The 21,743-nt window shown below is 43.9% G+C and carries 13 protein-coding genes; 1 reads left to right on the forward strand and 12 read right to left on the reverse strand.

Annotation, left to right across the window (positions count from 1 at the left end):
- Window positions 1-114: 114 nt before the first annotated feature.
- From JOC33_RS04640 to JOC33_RS04680, 9 genes are all read right to left on the reverse strand, one after another.
- Window positions 115-1,899, reverse strand: coding sequence for a S9 family peptidase (locus JOC33_RS04640; protein ID WP_205091266.1), 1,785 nt, complete (start codon window positions 1,897-1,899; stop codon window positions 115-117).
- Between the two features lie 92 nt (window positions 1,900-1,991).
- Window positions 1,992-3,260, reverse strand: coding sequence for an MFS transporter (locus JOC33_RS04645; protein WP_205091267.1), 1,269 nt, complete (start codon window positions 3,258-3,260; stop codon window positions 1,992-1,994).
- 196 nt (window positions 3,261-3,456) lie between these two features.
- Complete coding sequence (locus tag JOC33_RS04650) at window positions 3,457-4,776, reverse strand: murein hydrolase activator EnvC family protein (protein WP_239533970.1); 1,320 nt, start codon at window positions 4,774-4,776, stop codon at window positions 3,457-3,459.
- A gap of 58 nt (window positions 4,777-4,834) precedes the next feature.
- Window positions 4,835-5,728: a permease-like cell division protein FtsX gene (ftsX, locus tag JOC33_RS04655; RefSeq protein ID WP_205091268.1), complete on the reverse strand. Its 894-nt coding sequence runs from the start codon at window positions 5,726-5,728 to the stop codon at window positions 4,835-4,837.
- A gap of 562 nt (window positions 5,729-6,290) precedes the next feature.
- Window positions 6,291-6,623 carry a hypothetical protein gene (locus JOC33_RS04660; protein WP_205091269.1) on the reverse strand — a complete coding sequence of 111 codons (333 nt, stop codon included), beginning with the start codon at window positions 6,621-6,623 and terminating at the stop codon, window positions 6,291-6,293.
- A gap of 57 nt (window positions 6,624-6,680) precedes the next feature.
- A complete protein-coding gene (locus JOC33_RS04665) occupies window positions 6,681-8,207 on the reverse strand; it encodes a Mur ligase family protein (RefSeq protein ID WP_205091270.1) in 1,527 nt (508 codons plus the stop codon).
- A 30-nt stretch (window positions 8,208-8,237) separates the two neighbouring features.
- Window positions 8,238-8,954 (reverse strand): cysteate racemase, encoded by a 717-nt coding sequence (gene cuyB, locus JOC33_RS04670; RefSeq protein ID WP_205091271.1) that lies wholly within the window; start codon window positions 8,952-8,954, stop codon window positions 8,238-8,240.
- A 41-nt stretch (window positions 8,955-8,995) separates the two neighbouring features.
- Window positions 8,996-10,540, reverse strand: a complete 1,545-nt coding sequence (locus JOC33_RS04675) for a UDP-N-acetylmuramyl-tripeptide synthetase (protein WP_205091272.1) — start codon at window positions 10,538-10,540, stop codon at window positions 8,996-8,998.
- A gap of 243 nt (window positions 10,541-10,783) precedes the next feature.
- The gene (locus JOC33_RS04680) at window positions 10,784-11,980 is read right to left on the reverse strand and encodes a carboxylate--amine ligase (RefSeq protein ID WP_239533971.1); all 1,197 of its coding nucleotides are present in this window, start codon (window positions 11,978-11,980) and stop codon (window positions 10,784-10,786) included.
- A gap of 240 nt (window positions 11,981-12,220) precedes the next feature.
- Here JOC33_RS04680 and JOC33_RS04685 point away from each other — a divergent pair, with 240 nt between their 5' ends.
- A complete protein-coding gene (locus tag JOC33_RS04685; RefSeq protein WP_239533972.1) occupies window positions 12,221-13,174 on the forward strand; it encodes an MBL fold metallo-hydrolase in 954 nt (317 codons plus the stop codon).
- A gap of 327 nt (window positions 13,175-13,501) precedes the next feature.
- Here JOC33_RS04685 and JOC33_RS04690 read toward each other — a convergent pair whose 3' ends face one another.
- The 3 genes from JOC33_RS04690 to gltB all read right to left on the reverse strand — a co-directional run bounded on the left by JOC33_RS04690 (window position 13,502) and on the right by gltB (window position 21,472).
- Window positions 13,502-14,764, reverse strand: coding sequence for a M48 family metallopeptidase (locus tag JOC33_RS04690; RefSeq protein WP_205091274.1), 1,263 nt, complete (start codon window positions 14,762-14,764; stop codon window positions 13,502-13,504).
- A gap of 615 nt (window positions 14,765-15,379) precedes the next feature.
- Window positions 15,380-16,864 carry a glutamate synthase subunit beta gene (locus JOC33_RS04695; RefSeq protein WP_205091275.1) on the reverse strand — a complete coding sequence of 495 codons (1,485 nt, stop codon included), beginning with the start codon at window positions 16,862-16,864 and terminating at the stop codon, window positions 15,380-15,382.
- An 18-nt stretch (window positions 16,865-16,882) separates the two neighbouring features.
- On the reverse strand, window positions 16,883-21,472 hold the full coding sequence (gene gltB / locus JOC33_RS04700; RefSeq protein ID WP_205091276.1) for a glutamate synthase large subunit: 4,590 nt from the start codon (window positions 21,470-21,472) through the stop codon (window positions 16,883-16,885).
- Between the last annotated feature and the right edge of the window lie 271 nt (window positions 21,473-21,743).

The following is a 21,743-nucleotide window of genomic DNA, read 5'->3' on the forward strand; positions in this document are numbered from 1 at the left end:
CGAGGACCGTAGTTTTACGTATACTTTAATTTTTTTACAAAGTTAAACTTTCATCAAACATAAAAAAGTCATCTGTCCCGTAAGAACACACAGGACAGATGACTTTTCACAAGTTTATCCAATATATTGGTCAAAAAACTCAAGAACTTTCCGATACACTTTTACTTCGTTTTCTTTTTTAGAAAATCCGTGCCCTTCATCCTCTAATACGATGTATTCTATGTCACGCCCTTTTTCTTGCAGGGCTTTCACGATCTGATCGGATTCCGCTTTTACCACCCGTGGGTCGGTAGCTCCCTGGATGACAAGCATTGGTTTGCTCATCGTATCGAGATAATTAATGGGTGAATCAGCCTCTAATCGTTCTTTGTCTTCCACTGGATCGCCAACCCACTGCTTCATAACAGGCTTCCAATGCTCAGGTACCGAATCGATGAAGCTGAACAGGTTGGAGGGTCCAAAAATATCAACAACTGCCTTGAAGTACTCAGGATGGCGGCCATGTAGCAAAAGCGCCATATAGCCTCCGAAGCTTCCTCCCATTAAAAGGATCTTATTTCTGTCTGCATAGCCTTGTTCAATCAGCCATTCCAGTCCTTCGATATTATCGAGCCTTGGACCGTGCCCCCAGTCTCCTTCCACCATTTTCTTGTATTTTAACCCATAGCCTGTCGATCCACGGAAGTTAGGTGCGAAAATACTGTAGCCGCGGTGAACGAGAAATTGGAAAAGGGAACGGAAAAATGCACGCTCAGATGCCTGTGGACCGCCATGCGGCCAAAGAATGACATGGCCGTTACTCACATCGGGATCAGCCTTGAAAAACAACGCTTCTATCTCGAGTCCGTCGAACGATGGATAAGTGAGGATTTCCGGTTGTTTCAGATCTTTTTCTTTCACACCTGGAACTCCATAGTTAGTGAGCGGAACCCATTTTTCATTATCGTATTTATATAGGTTGAATGGCCTGGTGGAGGTACGCCCCATCAAGTAAAGATTCCCCGATTTTGCCACATGCAATTTTTCAATGACACTTGTCGGAATATCAACTTCCGCCATCTTCCCATCCGACAGTCGGTAATTATACAATTTATCTTGGACACCTTTTTCACTGGTAATATAAAGAGTTTGCGTGACTTCATCGAACTTAAGATCGGAGAAGTCTTCTTTCTCCCGCTCAGCGACTTTATGAAATTCCTTTTTCTCGAGGTCAAAGTGCGCTAAATAAGAAAAATCCTCCTGATAATTTGTAATCATATAGATTTCCTTTTCCGATACAAATACGGCAGCAGAAACGGTATGTTGCGGTGTGGCAGCTGGAGTCAATAAAATTTCCTCGTCTCTTCTTCTTACGTAAGCGAGTGTATAAGTATTTGCAAAATGCTTTCCATATATAAAACTGGCTTCCTCGGGACTTTTATCCATAAGGTAAGTCGCTGCATCCTTTCCATGAATAACCACTTCTTCCTCACCTGATATCAAGTCGTAACGATAACTCTTCATGTAGGTTGCATCGTCTTTTGTGGAAGTGTAATACACATTTTTCCCGTCTTCAGATAGCAGCGGCAGCATATGGCGCTTTCCGTCTGCCATTCGAATCGGCTTCAAGTCTCCACCCTGCGGCGGTAGTGCATAGATCTGCCCGTTTTCATCTCCGTCCTGATCGATGACAGCAAGAATGAATTTTCCTTTTGGATCATAAGCAAGTTCGTAGCAGCTTTGATTATGAAAGGTTAAAGGGTACGGAAAGTTATTGGGGAGGTCCATTCCCCACAGGTTATAGCTTCCATTCATATTCGTACTGAATACAAGTTGAGATTCATCAGGACTTACAGTAAAAGTCTGGATGCCGAACGTTTGGAAAAAATACTCGACATCCGGTTTAGAAAAAGTGATCATACCTCGTCTCCTCCTATGCATTTACAAAAATAGACACTTTTAATCTATTCGCTGTATGGGAGCCTGAACCCTATCATTTTTGTAAAATAATCTCAGTCTAACTGTTTGATCTCTTTATAACGGAACAGAATAAAGAGAGAATACAAGACAACCAATATGGAGCCGACTGTCATAATATGATCGATGGGCACACCTACCGATAATACGAGAGAAGTGATCGCATAGCTAACTGGTATCAGCCCCATAGATGCCAGCGAAATAAGCCCCATGACCCTCCCTAGCACCTTATCATCAACAATACTTTGGATTGCGGAAATAAAAGGTATATTCGAACAGGATAAACATACACCAAATAGTCCAAGCATAACTATCGCCATCCATAGATTAGCAGATAAGCTTAACCCTGCAAAAAAGAAACCAGAAATTATCAATGATATTATCCCAACCATCCCTCGCCTGTGTTTGATATTCAAAACACCTACAATGATGGAACCGATGAGCATCCCGACTGCCAATCCTGCTTCCAGCATACTGAAGTCTATTGCAGTTCCTTTAAGAATTGTTTTTACAAATAAAGGGAGTCCCATCGACATCGGACCGACAAGAAATAAATTCAGGAACACGGTCGTTAAAATGACTAAAGTCAATACCTTAGATTCCTTTACATAAGCCACTCCCTCCCGAAATGTGTCCCAGAAGCCCTGTTCCTCGCCATCCCGCTGGCGATCCGTATCTGTAACACGCATAAAAAACACCAATATGCTGGCAATCAACAGCATAACCGCGGTAGTCGCAAATACTATTTCATAATTACCAAACGCAATGATGATTCCAGCCAGCATCGGTGCCAGAATGAAAGAAGTCTGATTCGTCATCTGGATGATGGAATTGCCGCGAGTAAGGTTTTCCTTTTGAATGATTAATGGGATGACAGCACTTTCCGCAGCCCAGAAAAATGCATCTAGAATACCAAAGAACAAGGCAAACCCCACGAACGTCCATAATGTTATTTCCCCGAAAATAAACCAGAGAACAAGCCCTGCAAGAAGAAGACTCCTGGAAAAATCGGAGAGGAACATGATTTTCGTTTTACTGAACCTGTCGGCCACAGTTCCGCTGATAATCATGAACAATACACGAGGAATGCTTGCAGCTATATAAATCATCCCTAGAGAAGCTTCCAAATTCAAAAAGTTAACAACGTACCAGCTCTGGGAAAATAAAAAGAAAGATATCCCAAAACTTGATAATAATGCCGCTCCCCATAAAAGAAGAAAGTTCTTATTCCGAAAAACGGACGGTGCTGTCTGTTCCTGTCGCAAATCCTGTCCTTCATTACCAGCCAATTGTTTTACCGCCAACCTTACCACGCCCTTTATTCGAGTTAATGATAGTTTATTAGATAGCCAGATCAGCGGCGATGCTCTCAAGAATGATTTCCTTTCAGTCTTAAGGCTGAATCTGGACGCGACAAAAGCGGAAGTGCCTGTTTACCCACGACTAAAACAAAAAAAGTATCACACCCGATTCGGATGTGATACTTGATAAAACATATTTTTAAGGCAGGTATGGCAGTACTGGCACTGCGTTGGAACGAGAGCCATTCCACGGGCCTTCATGAATTTCAAAATGTAAATGCTGGCCAGTAGAGTTTCCTGTGTTCCCCATGTGCCCAAGGAAAGTACCTTGAGAAATAGATTGTCCGGCAGAAACAGCAGGAGCGTTTCTCATATGCGCATAAACGGTCGTGTATTGCTGCCCGTTTATGTAATGGCTCATGAACACAACATTACCATAGCTGTCATCATAGAAAGCACGAATGACTGTACCATCTGCAGCTGCGCGGATAGCAACCTTACTATTAGTTGCAATATCTAACCCGGAATGGAATCGTCCCCAGCGTTGCCCGACTGTTGACGTTACAATACCTGATGTTGGCCAGCTGAAGATGCTTCCACTAGATGATGCTTTTGTTTGTACCGGCTCTGGTTCAGATTGAGTGGATGCTGATGCCTGGCTGGACTTTTCTTCTTCTTTTGCCTCAGCTTTACGTTGACGTTCTAATTCCCTTTGTCTTTCAAGCTCACGCTGTCTCTCTAATTCGCGTTGACGCTCAAGTTCTTTCTGACGCTCAATTTCCTTTTGAATGGCAGCTTCCTGTGCTTTTAAAGTTTCTGCTTCTTCTTCAAGGCTCATCGCATGGTTGTGAAGTTCTTTTTCTTGTTTTTCAAGAGATGCCATCAGTTTATCTTGTTCAGCTTTTTGAGATTTAAGGTCTGCTTTTAATCCTTCCAATTCTGCAAGTTTATCCTGAAGAGATGCAAGTTTGCTTTCTACTTCAGCTTTCTTTTGCTTGACTGCTTCCTGGTCTGCTTTATGCTGTTCGAGGATCTCTTTATCCTGTTCCGCAATTGTGTTCAAAGCAAGAACCCTGTCCAGAAGGTCGCCGAAGTTTTTGGCTCCCATCAAGACTTCCAGATAGTCAATGCTTCCGCCGTTTTGGTACATAGCTTTTACACGTTCTTTCAGGAGCTTGTCCCGTTCAGCGATACGCTTTTCCAGTACAGCGATTTCTTCTTTAAGCTTTTCGATGTCTGCTTTCGTCTGATCGACTTCGCTTTGTTTCGTGGCAATTTTAGATTCTGTTTCTTTCACTTGTTTTTCTAGTTTTTCTATTTCATCAAGAACTTGTTCCTGCTCTGCCTGTATATCACTTATTTCCCCTTGTGTTTCTTTCTTTTCCTGCAGTTTGTTTTCCCGTTGTTCCCTTACATCTTCCAGTTTTTCCTGGTTTGATTCTGCAGTGGCGATACCTGGCAACGCAGGCATTACTCCAAGACTTAACGACAATGCGGCTAATAATACTTTACGCTTCAAATCCTCTTCCTCCCCAAGGTGTTTCCATTTATTTTTTATTTGTAGTTATCTGTTTCATTTAAACTTTCAAGAACTTACGAATGGATGTCATGCTGCCCCAAAGGCCGATGACAATCCCCATTAGCGCTAACAACCCTGCTACCTGTAATACAAATGGATAAACAGGAAGTAAGTCGATGAATAAGGTCGGATATCTGGTTACGATTTCTGTGTAAATATAATCGTATCCGAATATTACAAACGCTATCGGGATTGCTGCGCCCAGTATCCCAATCATGATTCCTTCAAATAGGAATGGCCAGCGGATGAACCAGTTTGTTGCACCAACCAGTTTCATGATTTCGATCTCTCGACGGCGGGCGACAATTGTGATTTTAATTGTATTGGCAATCAAGAACATTGCAGTGAACAACAAACCGATAATCAGTCCAATACCAATGTTACGCATCACATTCATAACATTGAAAAGTCGTTCGACAGTTTGCTTTGCGTATTCAACATCAGCAACGCTCTTGAAATTCTCAATAGATTTTGCAACTGACAATGTGTCTTCCGGGTCAGCTGTTTTAACTACGTAAGCGTCATTTAATGGATTCTCATCTTTTAATGAGGCAAAGACTTGACCTTCATCTCCTAGGCTTTCTATCAGCTGTTGCAGCCCTTCTTCTTTTGACTGATACTCTACAGAAGCAACTTTCGAAATTCCTTCCAGTTCATTGCGAAGGGTTTCTTTGGCTTCTTCATCTGCAGTTCGTTCGATGAAAACTTTAATCTCGACATCTTCTTCAATTTGTGTACCAATCTCATTCAAATTGAATAACAAGGCAGCGAAAACACCTACAAGCAGCAAAGTGACTGTGACAGCAGAAATGGACGCAAATGACATCCAGCCGTTACGAGCCAGGTTTTTGACGCCTTCTCTTCCATGACGCCCGAAGGTTTTAAGCTTCATATCCGGCTTCACCTCTAACTGCTGCAAACAAAATACTACTCACAAGCAATCTATGTATGTGTTTCTTTGTTGCATCTATTAACTGAAAAACTTTCCTGCTATTAAGACCTATCAAACTTCCATCTTGCATTACGATCAAGCTTAATCACTTCCTATTAAAAATTCTTGGTGTATGTTCTTGGATTTCGCTTTGAGAAAACTGGTTTTATTGCTTCATTTATCCAAAACTCATTATAACAAAGAAATTCGCCAATATTAGATTAATTTTTATTACATTTATGTTTCATTTTTTACGTGAATGTGACACAAAACTTATTTTTTCTACAAAATTCTCTGTAGAACCTTGTCGAATGATGTTTCTACTAATTTAATTATAATTACCTTTGTAATAATCAATAACTTTAATAGACAACAAGAAATGATGGTTTTAGGAACTCGAGGGGGAAGGTGCTGGAACTGAATGCCACAAAACCGCAAGTGGCTCGCTCAGCTTAAGAAGCATTAAAAAAACACCCCGGGACATCCAAATAATGGATGTCCCGGGGTGTAACCCAAAAAACTCTTAGGGCTTTATGCTTTTTTTTGCATTTCTAGGCGATTTAGATTTTTTCAAACGTGCCAGTTCATGCTCCAGCCTTCTTTTTTCTTTTTGGATAGCGATCATTTCCGGAGATTCTTCTTCCCTATCGCCAGAAGCTGGATGAATGTGAACTTCATACCATGCTTTCTGGTCATTACCTGAAACTTTTGGATTCCCTTCAATTTTTGCTTTAGGGAATTTTTTCTTCACAAAATCCAATTCTTCCGGAGACAATCTCAATTCCCTGAAATAGACACCGTCACTAAATGATTCCTCCAGGAAAATATTGAACCTTTCCATCTCAACGCCTTTCATTCAACTTCCCCCTTAATATAGGAATGTTGCAAATAACTGGACATACCGGCGTACTTCTTATTCTGTGGAAAAGATTGTTTGTCTGAGCTCCACTTTACCAGCTTCTCTCTGGTTCAGTTGATGCAAGGCAATTTCTGCCCCATGATCCATTCCCTGACAACCCCCAAGGAGTACAAGATCTTCGGATTCAATACTGGCAAGGGCGTGTGTAATAGCTTCTGGCAATTCATCATACAGGTGGACGGTTATCCCGGCATCTTCCATCACTTGCTGGAAAATTTCCACTTCTTCCTCTTGAACTTTATCCTTTTCTGTCACGTGGGAAACACTTGAAGTAGCGGTGATTTCGTCCACACCTAGCTTGGTTGCCCATTCAGCGATTGTTTCAGCATTTTCTCGGTTGACTTCAATGCCTCTGGCCCCACGGATCGCATAAATGAGATGCAGATTGTTAAAATCCATATATTTCAGTGTTTCCAGCGTAACATTAATGTTTCCTGCATTAGCGAAATGATCATCAAGGACCTTTACATCCTTATCGTAAATCATTTCAAACCTGCGTTCGACACCGCCAAAGGTTCTAAGTGTTTCCTGGATTGTGGAAATGGAAACACCGCTAAGAAGACCTGCGGTTATCGCTGCCATGGAGTTATATACAGAATGTAGTCCGGGCACAGCAAGTTCCATATCGAACTGACAAGGTTCATATTCCCTTCCCTCTGCATAAAATGGTTTGACAATCTCCACAGTGAATTTGGCTCTGCCTGTTGATAAATCCAAATTTCTGCAGGTTAAATGACCATGATCGCTTTTCACCCCATAGGTGACCGGCGTGGCCATAGTCTCTCCAATCAGCGACGAAGAGTATGGGCAGTCCAGATTAAGAACAGCAAAACTGCCCTCCCTGGCATTCCGTATAAGCTTTGATTTTGCGGCAAAATAGTTTTCGAATGAACCATGATCCGCAAGGTGCTCTCTGCTGACATTATTCAGCATGACTATATCATAATCGACCGTCTCCACTCGGTACATATCCATAGCGATGGAGGAAACTTCCATACTGACATGAGAAACATCATTATCTGCCATCTGGGCAAGGTAATTCTGTAAATCTAAAGATTCCGGTGTGGTCAATTCTGATGGAATGTAAGAATCATCATTTTTAATCGAAACCGTACCGATCAATCCTGTTCGGAAACCGTGATTTTCCAAAATGGCATTGGTCATATAGGAAGTTGTTGTTTTACCGTTAGTAGCAGTAATACCTATCATTTTCATTTTTTCAGATGGAGACCGGTAAAAGGCAGCTCCGAGCTGCGCCAGAGCCTGGCGACTGTTTCCTACAATATATTGTGGAATGCTCATGCTCTCCTGGTAATCTTCCACGACCGCTGCGGCTGCCCCTTTGGAAATAGCCTGAGAAAGATATTTATGTCCATCTGTTTTGTATCCTTTTACACAGACAAACAAATCTCCCTGAGAAACCTTCTGTGAATGATAGGATACTCCTGTGATTTCCAAATCTCTATGATTCATAGATTCCTTTACTGTAATTGCCTGGAGAAGCTCTCCTATTCTTACCATGTAACTACCTCTTTCCTTCTATCACCAATGTCATTTACTGCTAAGCGGAATAGACGCCGTTCTAACAATGGAATCTGCAATTACTTCCATCGGATCGATAAAGGGTTTTGTAATGTGGTATGGCTGTAATACCAGCCCCACTTCAGTACAGCCTGAAATAATGAGCTCTGCCCCGTTCTCAATCAGCTCTTCAGCAGACTCCTGCAAGAGTTCAAGCGGCTCACCATAAGTGATCCCGCTTTTGATGCCATTCTCTCCGTAAATAGCACGCATCACCTTTTCATTTTGAGTGACGGTATTTGGATAAATCACTTCGATATTATCCATGTATTTCTCAAACAGACCTGTTTCCAATGTACCGGAAGTAGCCAGTACGCCTATCTTTTTAACCTCTGGAAAGTTAGCAGATATATATCTCCTTAACTCGACAAAAGCATTCATAATAGGGAAGGACACTTCCTTTTGAACATAGTCTATGAAGTAATGTGCAGTCATACAGGGGACATATGCAATGTCAACACCTGCCCGTTCCAGGTTCTTCGCCGTCTCGACCATTGCCGGTACAGGACTTGCCCCGCCTCTGGAAATGGCTTCTGTACGGTCAGGTATTTTAGGATTGCTGTCAATGATCACCCGAAAATGTTCCTGATCTTTTCTTGCATTTGTCGCTCGAATGACTTTCAAGTAGCCATCCGCTGTTGCTTCCGGGCCCATCCCCCCGAGTATGCCTATAATTTTGTCGTTCATGATCAGTTCCCTCACTTAACTATATGGCTCTGTTTCTGATTTCATCCTAAAATTCCTGCAACTCTGTTTTCCAAAGGCTTGAAAAGTTTTTCTTCATCTATTTCAGGGCGTGCTTCCTTCATCTGATTAAGGGCAATGTTGGCCCCAAAATCCATTCCCTGACTGCCGGCAAGGAGAACGATATCATCCGCTTCCACTTCGGATAATGCATGGGATATGGCATCATCCAATTCTTCGTATAAATGGACTTTCACCCCGGCTTCATCCATTTCTTCCCGGAAGACCTCTATCTCTTCGTCTGTGACCTTATCTTTTGTTGTAACATGGGAGCGGCTCAGGGTTGCCACAACCTCCCCTATACCAAGTTTCGGCGCCCATTCGGCGATAGCTTTTGCGTTTTCCCTATTTACAGTTGGACCCCGGTTTCCCCTGATCGCATAAACAAGCTTTAGGTTTTTAAATTCCATTTTTTGCATAGTGCTTAAGGTAACATCTATATTACCGTTGTTGGCAAAGTGGTCATCAATAATCTTAAAGTCATCCTCGAAGATGATTTCAAAACGTCTTTCGACCCCGCCAAACTGCCGCAAGCTTGTTTGAATGGTATTTACAGGAACGCCAGAGACAAGCCCGACAGTAATAGCAACCATCGAGTTATAAACAGAGTGATAACCGGGCGTAGCCAGTTCAATATCGAATTCCTGCGGTTCAACTTTCACCCCATTCACCTCAAACGGTTTGCGAACCTCCACCGTAAACTTGGCCCTTCCAGTGGAAAGGTCAAGGTTTTTACAGCAAAGATGCCCGTCCTCTTTTTCCACACTGAAGGTCAGCACCTGCGCCTTGGTTTCATTGACAAGCGAGGAAGAATAAGGGCAATCCAAGTTCAACACGGCACATTTATCCGGGCCGGCATTGCGGACCAGGCTGGCCTTGGTATTGAAATACTCTTCAAAAGAACCGTGCAGGTCAATATGCTCTCGACTGATATTGTTTAGTGTAACAATATCGAAATCAACGTTACCTATACGATGAAGATCAAGTGCAGATGAAGAAACTTCCATCGTAACATGCGAGATGTCACGCTCTCTCATTTGGGCAAAGTAATGATGCAAATCCAGTGACTCCGGAGTCGTCAATGTGGCAGGCTCCGCATAGTCACCCATTTTCACCACAACAGTACCGATCAAGCCGGTTTTCCATCCATGTTTTTCAAGAATGGCATCCGTCATGAACGAAGTAGTCGTTTTACCGTTCGTAGCTGTAATACCTACCGTTTTCATGGATTGGGAAGGGTGTCCGTAAAATGTATCGCTCATTGCGGCCAAAGCCAAACGACTGTTTTTCACCCGAATTTGCGGGATATCCCACCCATCCTGTAAATCTTCCACGATTATAGCCGCTGCCCCGTTTTTGACAGCCCCACCAATATAATCGTGGCCATCTGTTACAAACCCCTTGATACAAACAAATACATCTCCAGGAGTAACATCGTTGGAGTTATAGGCAATCCCTGCAATGTCAATGTCTTTTTTATTCTCGCTTTCTATTATGTCGACTGATTCGAGCAATACATCCAGCTTCACATTGATTTCCTCCCTTCCTGCACCATGACTCTATTCGACCTATTTCAAGTATATGGTAAATAAATGCTTTTCATAGTTGTCCATTATATCATAAACTCCCATATGACTAACATAGAAAAAGCTATTCAAACAGGATAATTATCCTGTTTTTAGGCAAAAGGGCCCATTTCACTTTATAAGTATCGATATTTCATTATTCCCGATACTTACCGTGCATAAAACGGATACTTTTGTCTGGCGGCTTTATGCACTGCTTTTGTTGGTAAATTTATTTGTAACAAGCCCAAACAATTTTTTAAAGAAAGCAAAGGCTGGCTTTGGATCTTTGGCATCCCAGATGGCATAGGCTTTCGGTTTGAAATACGATTGGAGAATTGCTGCCGGTCTAAGCTGACCGGTTTTGATATACTCCCTTACAGCAAGCAGGTCCTCGTATGCATACCAGAATGTATAGCCGGTATCTTCCTTGACCGCCTTTGAATCAAGCGGATCACCGATCAACTCGCGATACGTGATATACGGAAAGTTGATGCCTGTTTTGAAGAGAAGGCTGTTAAGGTTCGTAATTCGAACGTTCACTTCAATCAAATAATACTCCCCTGTTTCCGCATCTTTCTTCAATTCCATCTCAGCAAAACCTTTATACTTGGCACCTTCCAAAAACTTCGCGCCAATGTCATAAAGTTCCGGAATATATTTTTGCTGTGTATATACCGAAGCACCATAATTTATCGGAAACTGACGAAGCTTCTGGCAGGTCACCCAGTGCGTCACTTTTGAATCCTGATTCAAATAGGCATCGAAAGTATACATATGATCATCAAAGCCAGGAATAATCCGCTGTATGATCACTTCCAAGTCTTCATCTTTTGCCTGTTTGACTTTTTCTTTAAGCTCCTGCTCGTCATATACTTTAAAAAGTTTTTGCCTGAATTTAGAAACAAAAGCAGGTGAATCAACCGGCTTGACAAGGCAAGGGAATTTAATTATTTCACGGACTTTCCCCATAAACTCCGGGTCGTCTGCAGCGACTGTTTCCGGCACTCTCACTCCATGCTCTGTAGCAAGCTTATGTAAGGCACCCTTGTCCATCATTTTCATATAAAGACCCTGCTCTGTTTGTGGAATCAAGTAAAACTTCCGCAGTTCATCCAGATGTTCATCCATAAATTCGACATAAGGGTCTGCGGTTGGAATCAATACCGGAGGGCTGCTCTGCTTTTTAGCGTAATCGATCAAAAAAGTCAAAAGCCCCTCTGGGTCTTTTTTGTAATGTGGACCAACAAGCATTTCCGACAAATATTTGGAATGAAATCCGTACGTGCCTTCTGTGCCATAATCCACTGCGGCAACATGCACGCCATGCATTCCCAGGCAACGAATCGTGCTTAATCCTATATAATAATTAGCTCCGAGTACCACCGCTTTATTATCCATCATAAATCCCTCATTTTTCACTAGTTTGATTATTGGAAGTAATACCTTTATTTTATCACATTTATACTGCCCGAAAAGGGTCAAGGGTCCGAACCCCTTAATATCGTTCACACGCTTTTAAAACACCATACCGGCGAAGTTATTCACTCTCCTTAACGGCAACAGCCTGTTTGCCAGAATATTCCGTAAAATCGTATAATAAGGAAGGATAGTTCACTTCAACGACTAAGGAAGGTGATGGATTTGGGAAACAAGGCACCAATAAATGCAGGAAATCAGGTACATCTCATTGATGGTTTTGACTTAGGGATGCCCGGACGGACAGGTACATATGTATTGCAGGGAGACAGCCTGACCCTGGTGGAAACGGGTCCGAGCCCATCAGTACCTCACATAATTAAAGGGCTTAAAGATTTACAACTGGACCCAGACGAAGTGAAGTATATCGTGTTAACTCACATTCATCTGGATCATGCTGGTGGAGCGGGTTTACTGCTGAAGGAGTGCCCGCAGGCTCAAGTAATTGTTCATCAGCGCGGAAGCAGGCATCTGGCTGATCCTTCCAAATTAATTGCTGGAGCACGGGCAGTTTATGGTGATGCATTCGATGAATTGTTCGACCCTGTTTTACCTATACCAGAAGAACGTATAACCGTTAAAGGGGAAGGGGATACCCTGACTATCGGAGAAAACCGCGTTCTGGAGTTTTTCGACACACCAGGCCACGCCAAACACCACCTGGGCATATATGATTCATGGAGTAATGGGATATTCACCGGAGATACGGTTGGCATACGTTATCATCAGACAGAAGATTGCGGCGTAACTTTTCATTTGCCTTCCACCTCACCCAATCAGTTTGACCCTGAAGCCATGCAGATTTCCATAGACCGGGTACTAGAGATGAATGTTGATTGCATCTATTTTGGGCATTTCGGAAAATCTACAGAACCAGAAAGAGTCCTTCGAGAAGTTTCCCAGTGGATCCCTGTTTTTGTAGAAATAGCCGAAAAACATTATTCAGATAATGATCCTCATGAGTCGATCCAGCAGCATTTGCATGAAAAAGTCACTAACTTTTTGAACGCGCACGACGTACCTGATAGCCATCCAGTCTACGAAATTTTGAAGATTGACCTTGAAGTTTGTACGATGGGACTGATCGATTATTTAAATAAGAAAAAAGATAAATCATAAACTATAGCGGAAGCGCCTGGATCACCCCCGACCAGCTTAAGACGAGCCTCGCCGTGACGCTCTTTGTCACAGAGAGGATCGACTTAAGACCTCGAGGGGGTAGGCGCTGGAGCTGGATGCGATAAAAGCGGAAGCGCCTGGATCACCCCCGACCAGCTTAAGTCAAGCCTCGCCGTGACGCTCTTTTGTCACAGAGAGGATCGACTTAAGACCTCGAGGGGGTAGGCGCTGGAGCTGGATGCGATAAAAGCGGCTAAAGCAAAACAGGCCTGCCCTTGATTATAAGGGGGGCCTGTTTTTATTAGTTCTCCTATTCCTTGCTATATATTATTCTTCCTTTTGGTAATTCTCCAGCATATGAATTCTTTCCATCATTGTTGGATGGCCATAGCTTAGATATTTTACAAGGGCAGGTGGATTAACCGTGCTCAAGCTGTTCACCGTCAATTCCTGAAAAGAGCCGACAGCAGCATCGACATCCTCTGTCATTTCTATCGCGTACTCATCAGCATCCTGCTCTGCCTGACGTGAAATGGCAAGCTCAATTGGAGTAGCCGCAAATGACAATAACGAAAATATAAGCAATAGGGCAGGAAGGGAGGCAATATCGGAAACTTCCTTTACTCCCCAGGATTTCCCCCAACGCCGTACAGCTGCATGAAGCAGTCTGTAGCCGAGATAAAGTCCGATAAGGCTGGCAGCTATGGAACCTGCAAGCATATAGAATAGATGATCCATCACATAATGGCCGATTTCATGAGCCATGATGAACAATACCTCTTTGTCCTCCAGCTTATTCAGTGTTGTATCCCATAAAACGATACGCAGATTCGAACCGATGCCATTGACGTAAGCATTCATTGCGTTCGTTTCCTCCGACATATTCACTTCATATACACGATCTGCAGGAACACCTGCCTGCTCTGCCAATGACAGAATTTTTTCCTCCAGATCAGGGTTGCTTAGCCTGGAAAAATCGTTATAAAGCGGATCGATGACCACCGGCTGAATGAACATCATAAAGATAAGAAACGGCACGAGCAGTCCCCAGGAAAACAACCACCAGCGTCTGACGAATTTTCTCATTAAGAAATAAAGCACCGTAATCAGAACGGCTGATATACCGACATTGAGCCAAAAGCTGATAAGTTCATCGCGCATCCAGCCGGAAAAGCTTTGAGTAGAGATACCATACGCCAAAGAAAGCCGTCTGCTTATATAGTCGATGGGAAAATTGCACAGCCACATCAATATAGTCAAAAACAGTACATAAATAGGTATTTGGACAAAATGCTTTTTGGAAACCCGCTCCCCGAACTGCTTCAGCATCCGGGATAACCCAAATACGAGAATACCTCCATAAACCAACCATTCAAGCGGAATGCTGACTAGATATAAAAATGACTGGAATCTTGAATATTCCTGGCTAAGTGCAAGTTCTTTTTCCGTCATAAACGTAGATGGATCAGCTGATGTTCCCTGATATGCTTCAGGGACTCCATAGGCCGACCACCAGAACAGATACGCTCCAATGACCAGGGCATAAAGAATATATAGACCTGCCGCCCAAAGCACAAACTTTTTTTTCAAACGACCACCCCCACTACTTGTACTATATATATAAAGCATATGTAAAAACAAACAAAACTGAACACTATCCTTACGAGACTGATCCATAAACAAGTAAAGTGAGCATTGGCTTAAGACATTGTGGTGGTAAGCGATTCCCTTTCCACCGGGAAGACGACAAGTCTCCTCGGGCCTTGCCCTGCAGGGACTCGTCAGCGCTAGCGTGCGAGAAATCAGCGGAACAAACGCTAGAATCAGCGGAACGAAGCCGATATCAGGGGTTCAAAGCTTAAAATCAGCGGACGAGGCAAGAAAAGCAGCGGTAGAGTGCCAACAATTAGCGGAGTGCCACCTCTAATCAGCGGAGCAATAAGCAATTCCAGGAACAGGCTTCCTGTTATTCCTATCCCGAATTATATTCAAAGAAAAAAGCTGCCGAGATTTTCTCGGCAGCCTGGAAACCAGACGACATTCTTCTGGTTTTTGTTACTATTAATATCCTTGTGGGAGTGAATGTCGTAAGTCACCAGGAAAAACGGCCAACCGAAATACTTATCGAAGTTTCACAAAGAAAATCGGTCGTCTGTCCACACTGGTATTCCTTACTGGGGGAGGACTTGTAACTCCATCACTTGTTTATGGTAATTCCGTTGTCCCCATCAAATAACGGTCACATTCCCGTGCGGCTTCACGCCCTTCATTGATTGCCCATACGATCAAACTTTGGCCGCGGCGAACATCTCCTGCCGCAAACACACCTTCTACATTAGTCGTATATTTTCCATATTCTGCTTTAACAGTGGAGCGTTCTGTCGTCTCCACGCCAAGCTGTTTAATCAGATCCTGCTCAGGTCCTTTAAAACCAATAGCCAGCAATACTAAGTCAGCAGGCCAGACTTTTTCTGTTCCGGGAATTTCATCTCTGATTTTTTTCCCATTTTCATAACGAAGTTTCACATTAACGGTATGGACCTCTTTAACGTGCCCGTTTTCGTCTCCGACAAATTTCTTCGTCATGACTGCGTACGCCCGGGGATCATCACCCAGGACAGCCGCCGCTTCTTTGTGCCCGTATTCAACACGGTGAACGATCGGCCATTGTGGCCATGGATTATCCTCATCATCACGCGCGGATAATTTCTTATCGTAGATATCGAATTGTGTCAGGCTTTTACAATTGTGACGGACAGAGGTAGCCAGACAGTCCGTACCTGTATCACCGCCGCCAATGACAATGACATCCTTATCCTTTGCAGAAATATAGTTGCCATCTTCATGATTGGAATCAAGCAGACTTTTAGTGTTCTGGTGAAGGAAATCCATCGCATAATGAATTCCTTTCAATTCACGTCCTTCGGCAGGAATGTTGCGGTGGACGGTTGACCCCCCGCATAGGATAACGGAATCAAAATCAGCCCGAAGCTGCTCCTCCGTCACATCTTTTCCTACTTCGGTATTGGTGACAAACTCGATACCTTCCGCTTCCAGAATCTTGACACGACGCTCGACAATTTCGTAAGAGAGTTTCATTTCCGGAATACCATAAGTCAGAAGCCCGCCGACACGGTCATGACGTTCATATACTGTCACCCAGTGACCCGCTTTATTAAGCTGGGCCGCAGCTGCCATTCCGGCTGGGCCAGAGCCTACAACCGCAATCTTCTTACCGGTACGCTTGGATGGAGGCTCAGGCTTGACCCATCCCTCTTCAAAGCCTCTCTCGATAATGGAACGTTCTACCGTACGGATGGCAACGGGCGATTCATTAATCCCTAGTACACATGCCCCTTCACATGGTGCAGGACATGCAATCCCTGTAAATTCAGGGAAATTGTTTTTTTCATGTTCTTTTTCCAGTGCTGCCTTCCACTGGCCACGGTAAACCAGGTCATTCCATTCCGGAATTAAATGATTGACCGGACACCCTGTTGTCGAACCGTTTATTTCAGTTCCTGTATGACAAGTAGGAACGCCGCAATCCATGCAGCGTGCCCCTTGTTTTTTAATTTCATCTTCTGTCATCGGAGCGGTATAATCTACCCAGTCCTTTGTACGTTCAGAAGGGTCACGTTCGCGTTGTGACTGGCGCTCATATTCCATAAAACCTGTAGTCTTTCCCATCGTATCCCCCTCCTTTATTTATTTGACGAGTTCTTTTCCTCGTTGACTTTCTTCAAATGCTGTCATTTCAGCATCAAATTTACTCATGCCTGTCCCCTTCAAATTAGCAATTCGTTCTTCCATTTCAAGGAAAGCCGTTGGAATGACTCTGACGAATTTAGAGACATAAGCATCCCAGTTATCCAGGATCCGGTGTCCTTTTGGACTATTCGTATATTCCACATGTTTTCTAATCATGTCATATAACTCCTGGATTTCAATTGGATCCGCCAATGCCTGAAGCTGGATCAGTTCTTTGTTGCACTTGCTGTCAAAGGCTTCCTCGCCTTCATCGAGAACATAAGCGACCCCTCCAGACATCCCTGCACCAAAGTTCCGGCCGGTGTCACCAAGAACAACGACCTTACCGCCGGTCATATACTCACAGCCATGGTCTCCGATACCTTCGACAACCACCTTTGCTCCGCTGTTTCTTACGCAGAACCGCTCACCGGCAAGTCCGTTAATATAAGCTTCTCCACTAGTCGCTCCATAAAAGGAAACATTTCCGACAATGGTGTTTTCTTCAGGAATGAAGCTTGATTTCGATGATGGATAAACGATGATTTTACCACCGGATAATCCTTTTCCAACATAGTCATTGGTGTCACCGATCATCCGCAAGGTCATGCCCCTTGGAATGAAAGCACCGAAGCTCTGACCTGCAGAGCCATTGAAGGTCAAACGGATAGTGTCCTCCGGAAGGCCTTCTGCACCATAACGACGAGTGATTTCACTTCCAAGCATCGTCCCGGTTACCCGGTTGATATTACGGATCGAGAACGTAGCTTCTACCGGCTCTTTATTTTCCAGTGCTTTTTTACAGCGAGGAATCAATTCCTGCTGGTCCAGTTTGTCAGGAAGTTCATGGTCCTGCTCCCGGACCTTATACGTTCCTCCACCTTCTGGAACGATTGGCTGATATAGAAGTGCGGTGAAATCAATATCCTTTGCTTTCCAATGATCGATATCTTCCTTCGGCTCAAGAATGTCCGAACGCCCAATCATTTCATTAATAGAACGGAACCCAAGCTCTGCCATCAACTCTCTCGTTTCCTGTGCAATGAAACGCATGAAGTTAGCGACATGATCAGCGTTACCGTTGAATTTTTTTCGTAATTCCGGATTCTGAGTCGCAACCCCGACAGGACATGTGTCCAAATGGCAAACACGCATCATGATGCAGCCAAGAACAACAAGCGGGGCCGTTGAAAATCCATATTCCTCGGCGCCAAGCAAGGTCGCATATACAACATCGCGCCCGGTCATCATCTTACCGTCTGCCTCGAGGGCAATCCGATCGCGAAGATTATCAAGCACCAATGTCTGGTGAGTTTCCGCCAGGCCGATTTCCCATGGCAGTCCTGCGTGTTTGATACTTGTCCGAGGTGCTGCTCCCGTTCCACCGTCATAACCGCTGATTAATACATGATCGGCTCTTCCTTTTGCTACACCAGCAGCAATCGTACCGACACCTACAGCGGATACCAGTTTGACACTTACCCTGGCTCTTGGATTGGCGTTTTTCAAGTTATGAATCAGCTCGGCCAAATCCTCGATCGAATAAATATCGTGGTGTGGCGGTGGAGAAATCAATTCCACACCAGTGGTAGAGCCCCGTACTTCCGCGATCCACGGATAAACTTTCTTACCAGGCAGGTGGCCGCCTTCTCCCGGCTTAGCCCCCTGGGCCACTTTAATCTGAATTTCATCAGCGTTAACCAGATAATTACTGTTAACGCCGAAACGGCCAGACGCAATTTGCTTGATTGCACTTCGGCGCAGATCCCCATTTTCATCTGGGGTAAAGCGATCGGGGTCTTCCCCGCCTTCACCGGAATTGCTTCGCCCGCCAATTTTATTCATAGCTACGGCAAGGGCTTCGTGTGCTTCCTTACTAATGGCGCCGAAGGACATCGCGCCTGTTTTGAACCTTTTACAAATATCTTCAACCGATTCCACTTCTTCTACTGGAATGGACCTTCTTTGTTTGAAGTCCAGTAATCCGCGCAAAGACTGAAGATTGTTTCGTTCGTCTGTCAGCAGCTTGGAATACTTTTTAAACAGCTGGTAATCATTGCTGCGGCAAGCGTGCTGCAATAGATGGATCGTATGAGGATTATATTGGTGATCCTCTCCATTTTCACGATACTGAAATTCATCTCCGGAATCGAGATACTGTTCGGTGATCCGATGTTCCCCATAGGCGCGTTCATGGCGCATCAATACTTCTTTCTCTATGATATCCAGCCCGATTCCACCAAGTCTTGAAGCAGTACGAGTGAAATACTTTTGAATGACATCTGTATTAATACCGACCGCTTCAAAAATTTGTGCACCACGGTAACTTTGGATAGTGGAAATCCCCATCTTGGACAGAACCTTGACGACACCTTTCGTCACCGACTTGATATACTGTGCAACTGCTTCCTCAAATGTAACGCCTTCCAAGTCTCCTTTTTCTATCAGGTCATGCAAGGAATCAAAAGCAAGATAAGGGTTGATTCCTTCTGCTCCATAGCCGAGCAGGGTCGCAAAGTGATGGACTTCACGAGGCTCTGCAGATTCAAGGAGAATGCTGACCTTGGTACGCGTGCCTTTCCTGATCAAATGATGATGCAAGCCAGATACGGCGAGCAAAGCTGGAATGGCAGCACGCTCTTGATTAACCCCGCGGTCTGATAAAATCAGCAGTGTGGTCCCCTCTTCTACAGCTCTATCTGCTTTTTCGAACAGCCTTTCAAGGGCAACTTCCATCGCTCCTTGCCCTCTGGCGTCGAACAAAATGGATAGAGTAGAAGCTTTGAAACTATCAACGTTCTGTTGACGGAGGGTTTCCAGCTGGTGATTGGTCAATGCCGGTGTTTCGAGCCGGATATGCCGGCAGCTTTCAGGCTTCGGATCGACAAGGTTCCCTTCAGCACCGATCGTCGTCCCGACTGCCGTCACAATTTCTTCCCTGATCGCGTCGATCGGAGGATTGGTTACCTGGGCGAAAAGCTGCTTGAAGTAGTTATAAAGCAGCTGTGGCTTCTTTGACAGGACGGCGAGCGGGGAATCGTACCCCATAGAACCGACTGGATCGCGTTTATCTGTGATCATAGGCTTCAGAATTTTATTCAACTCTTCCGTTGTGTAGCCGAAGGCAATCTGCTGGTCGAATAGACGATCATCAGTTGTCAGCGGCTTTGTTTCTTTCGGTTCTGGAAGATCTTCCAAATCCATCATATTATTGGAAACCCATTCATCGTAGGGCTGCTCTTTAGCAATCTGCATTTTAATCTCTTCATCCGGAATGATTTTTCCTTCCTCTAAATCAACGAGGAGCATTTTACTCGGATGCAGCCTGTCTTTATATTCAATGTCATCTGCAAAAATATCTAAAGCCCCTACTTCCGAACCAAGAACGATCATGCCATCTTTGGTGACATAATATCGAGCCGGGCGCAGACCATTACGGTCCAGACATGCACAGATTTGTTTTCCGTTGGTAAATACCAATGCCGCCGGACCATCCCATGGCTCCATCAATGTACTATGGTATTCATAAAAATCGCGTTTTTCCTGTTTAATAGATGTGTTATTAGCCCAAGGTTCAGGTACCATCATCATCGCTGTATGTGCTAAAGAACGGCCCGACAAATGCAGGAATTCAAAAGCATTATCAAACATAGATGAATCACTGCCATTTGAATCAATGACGGGCATTATTTTTTCAAGGTCTTCTTCATTGAAGTATTCGGATTGACAAAGGGTCTGTCTTGCCCGCATCCAATTGACATTTCCGCGTAGGGTATTAAATTCTCCGTTATGAATGGTGTAACGGTTTGGATGGGAACGTTTCCAGCTAGGGAATGTATTGGTACTGAAACGGGAGTGTACTAAAGCTAGCGCGGATTTGAAATCAGGATGATTCAAGTCGATATAGAAGGAATCCAGCTGTTCGGGAATGAGCATTCCTTTGTAAACAATGGTCGTCGTCGATAAGCTGCTGATATAAAAATCATCGAAGCCATCTTTACTGGAGATTTCAATCTCTGCACGCTTACGGATCACGTACAACCTTCTTTCATAGGAGAGCCTGTCTTCCAGCTTTGTTTTTGGAGCAAGAAAGACTTGCTTGATGAAAGGTTTCGTCTTCTTTGCACTATCCCCGACAAACGAGTCGTTAACAGGAACCCTTCTCCAGCCCAGCACCTGATGTCCTTCTTCTTCTATGATGCGTTCGAATATTTCTGTGCTCTTATCACGTACTTCGGAGTCCTGCGGGAAAAAAACCATCCCGACACCATATTCTCCTTCATCAGGCAGTTCGATATTTTCTTTTTCACATTGCTTTAAAAAGAATCGGTGAGGGATTTGTGTCAGTATACCTGCACCATCCCCTGAATGAACATCAGCAGATTGTCCTCCACGATGCTCCAGATTACAAAGAATTGTTATCGCATTTTGAACGATATCATGGGATTTTCTTCCGTTGATATCTGCGATCATACCAATCCCGCAGGCCTCATGTTCATTTTCAGGATGATAGAGCCCCTGAGGAATAGGGTAGCCATGTTTTTCCATGAATGCGTCCTCCTCTATTATCAAAAGCTTTTTAAATTGTGGTGAATGTGTAAAAATTCAGTCTTTTCGGAGTTTAAGGATTAGTATACCATGAAAACGGGAAAAGGTTATAGCCTTAAACAACAACTGCAACTTTTGACCTATACAATGTTACAAAAAAGACAACGCTTTCATGCGTTTCAAATCCTATACGAGGCTAATAATGGCGTGGTATCAGTCTTTTTTTAAAATTTTTCAAAAAAATCCAAATCATTATTACCGTATCTTTACA

The sequence above is a fragment of the Thalassobacillus pellis genome (genome assembly GCF_016908295.1).
Taxonomy (GTDB): Bacteria; Bacillota; Bacilli; order Bacillales; family Halobacillaceae; genus Thalassobacillus; species Thalassobacillus pellis.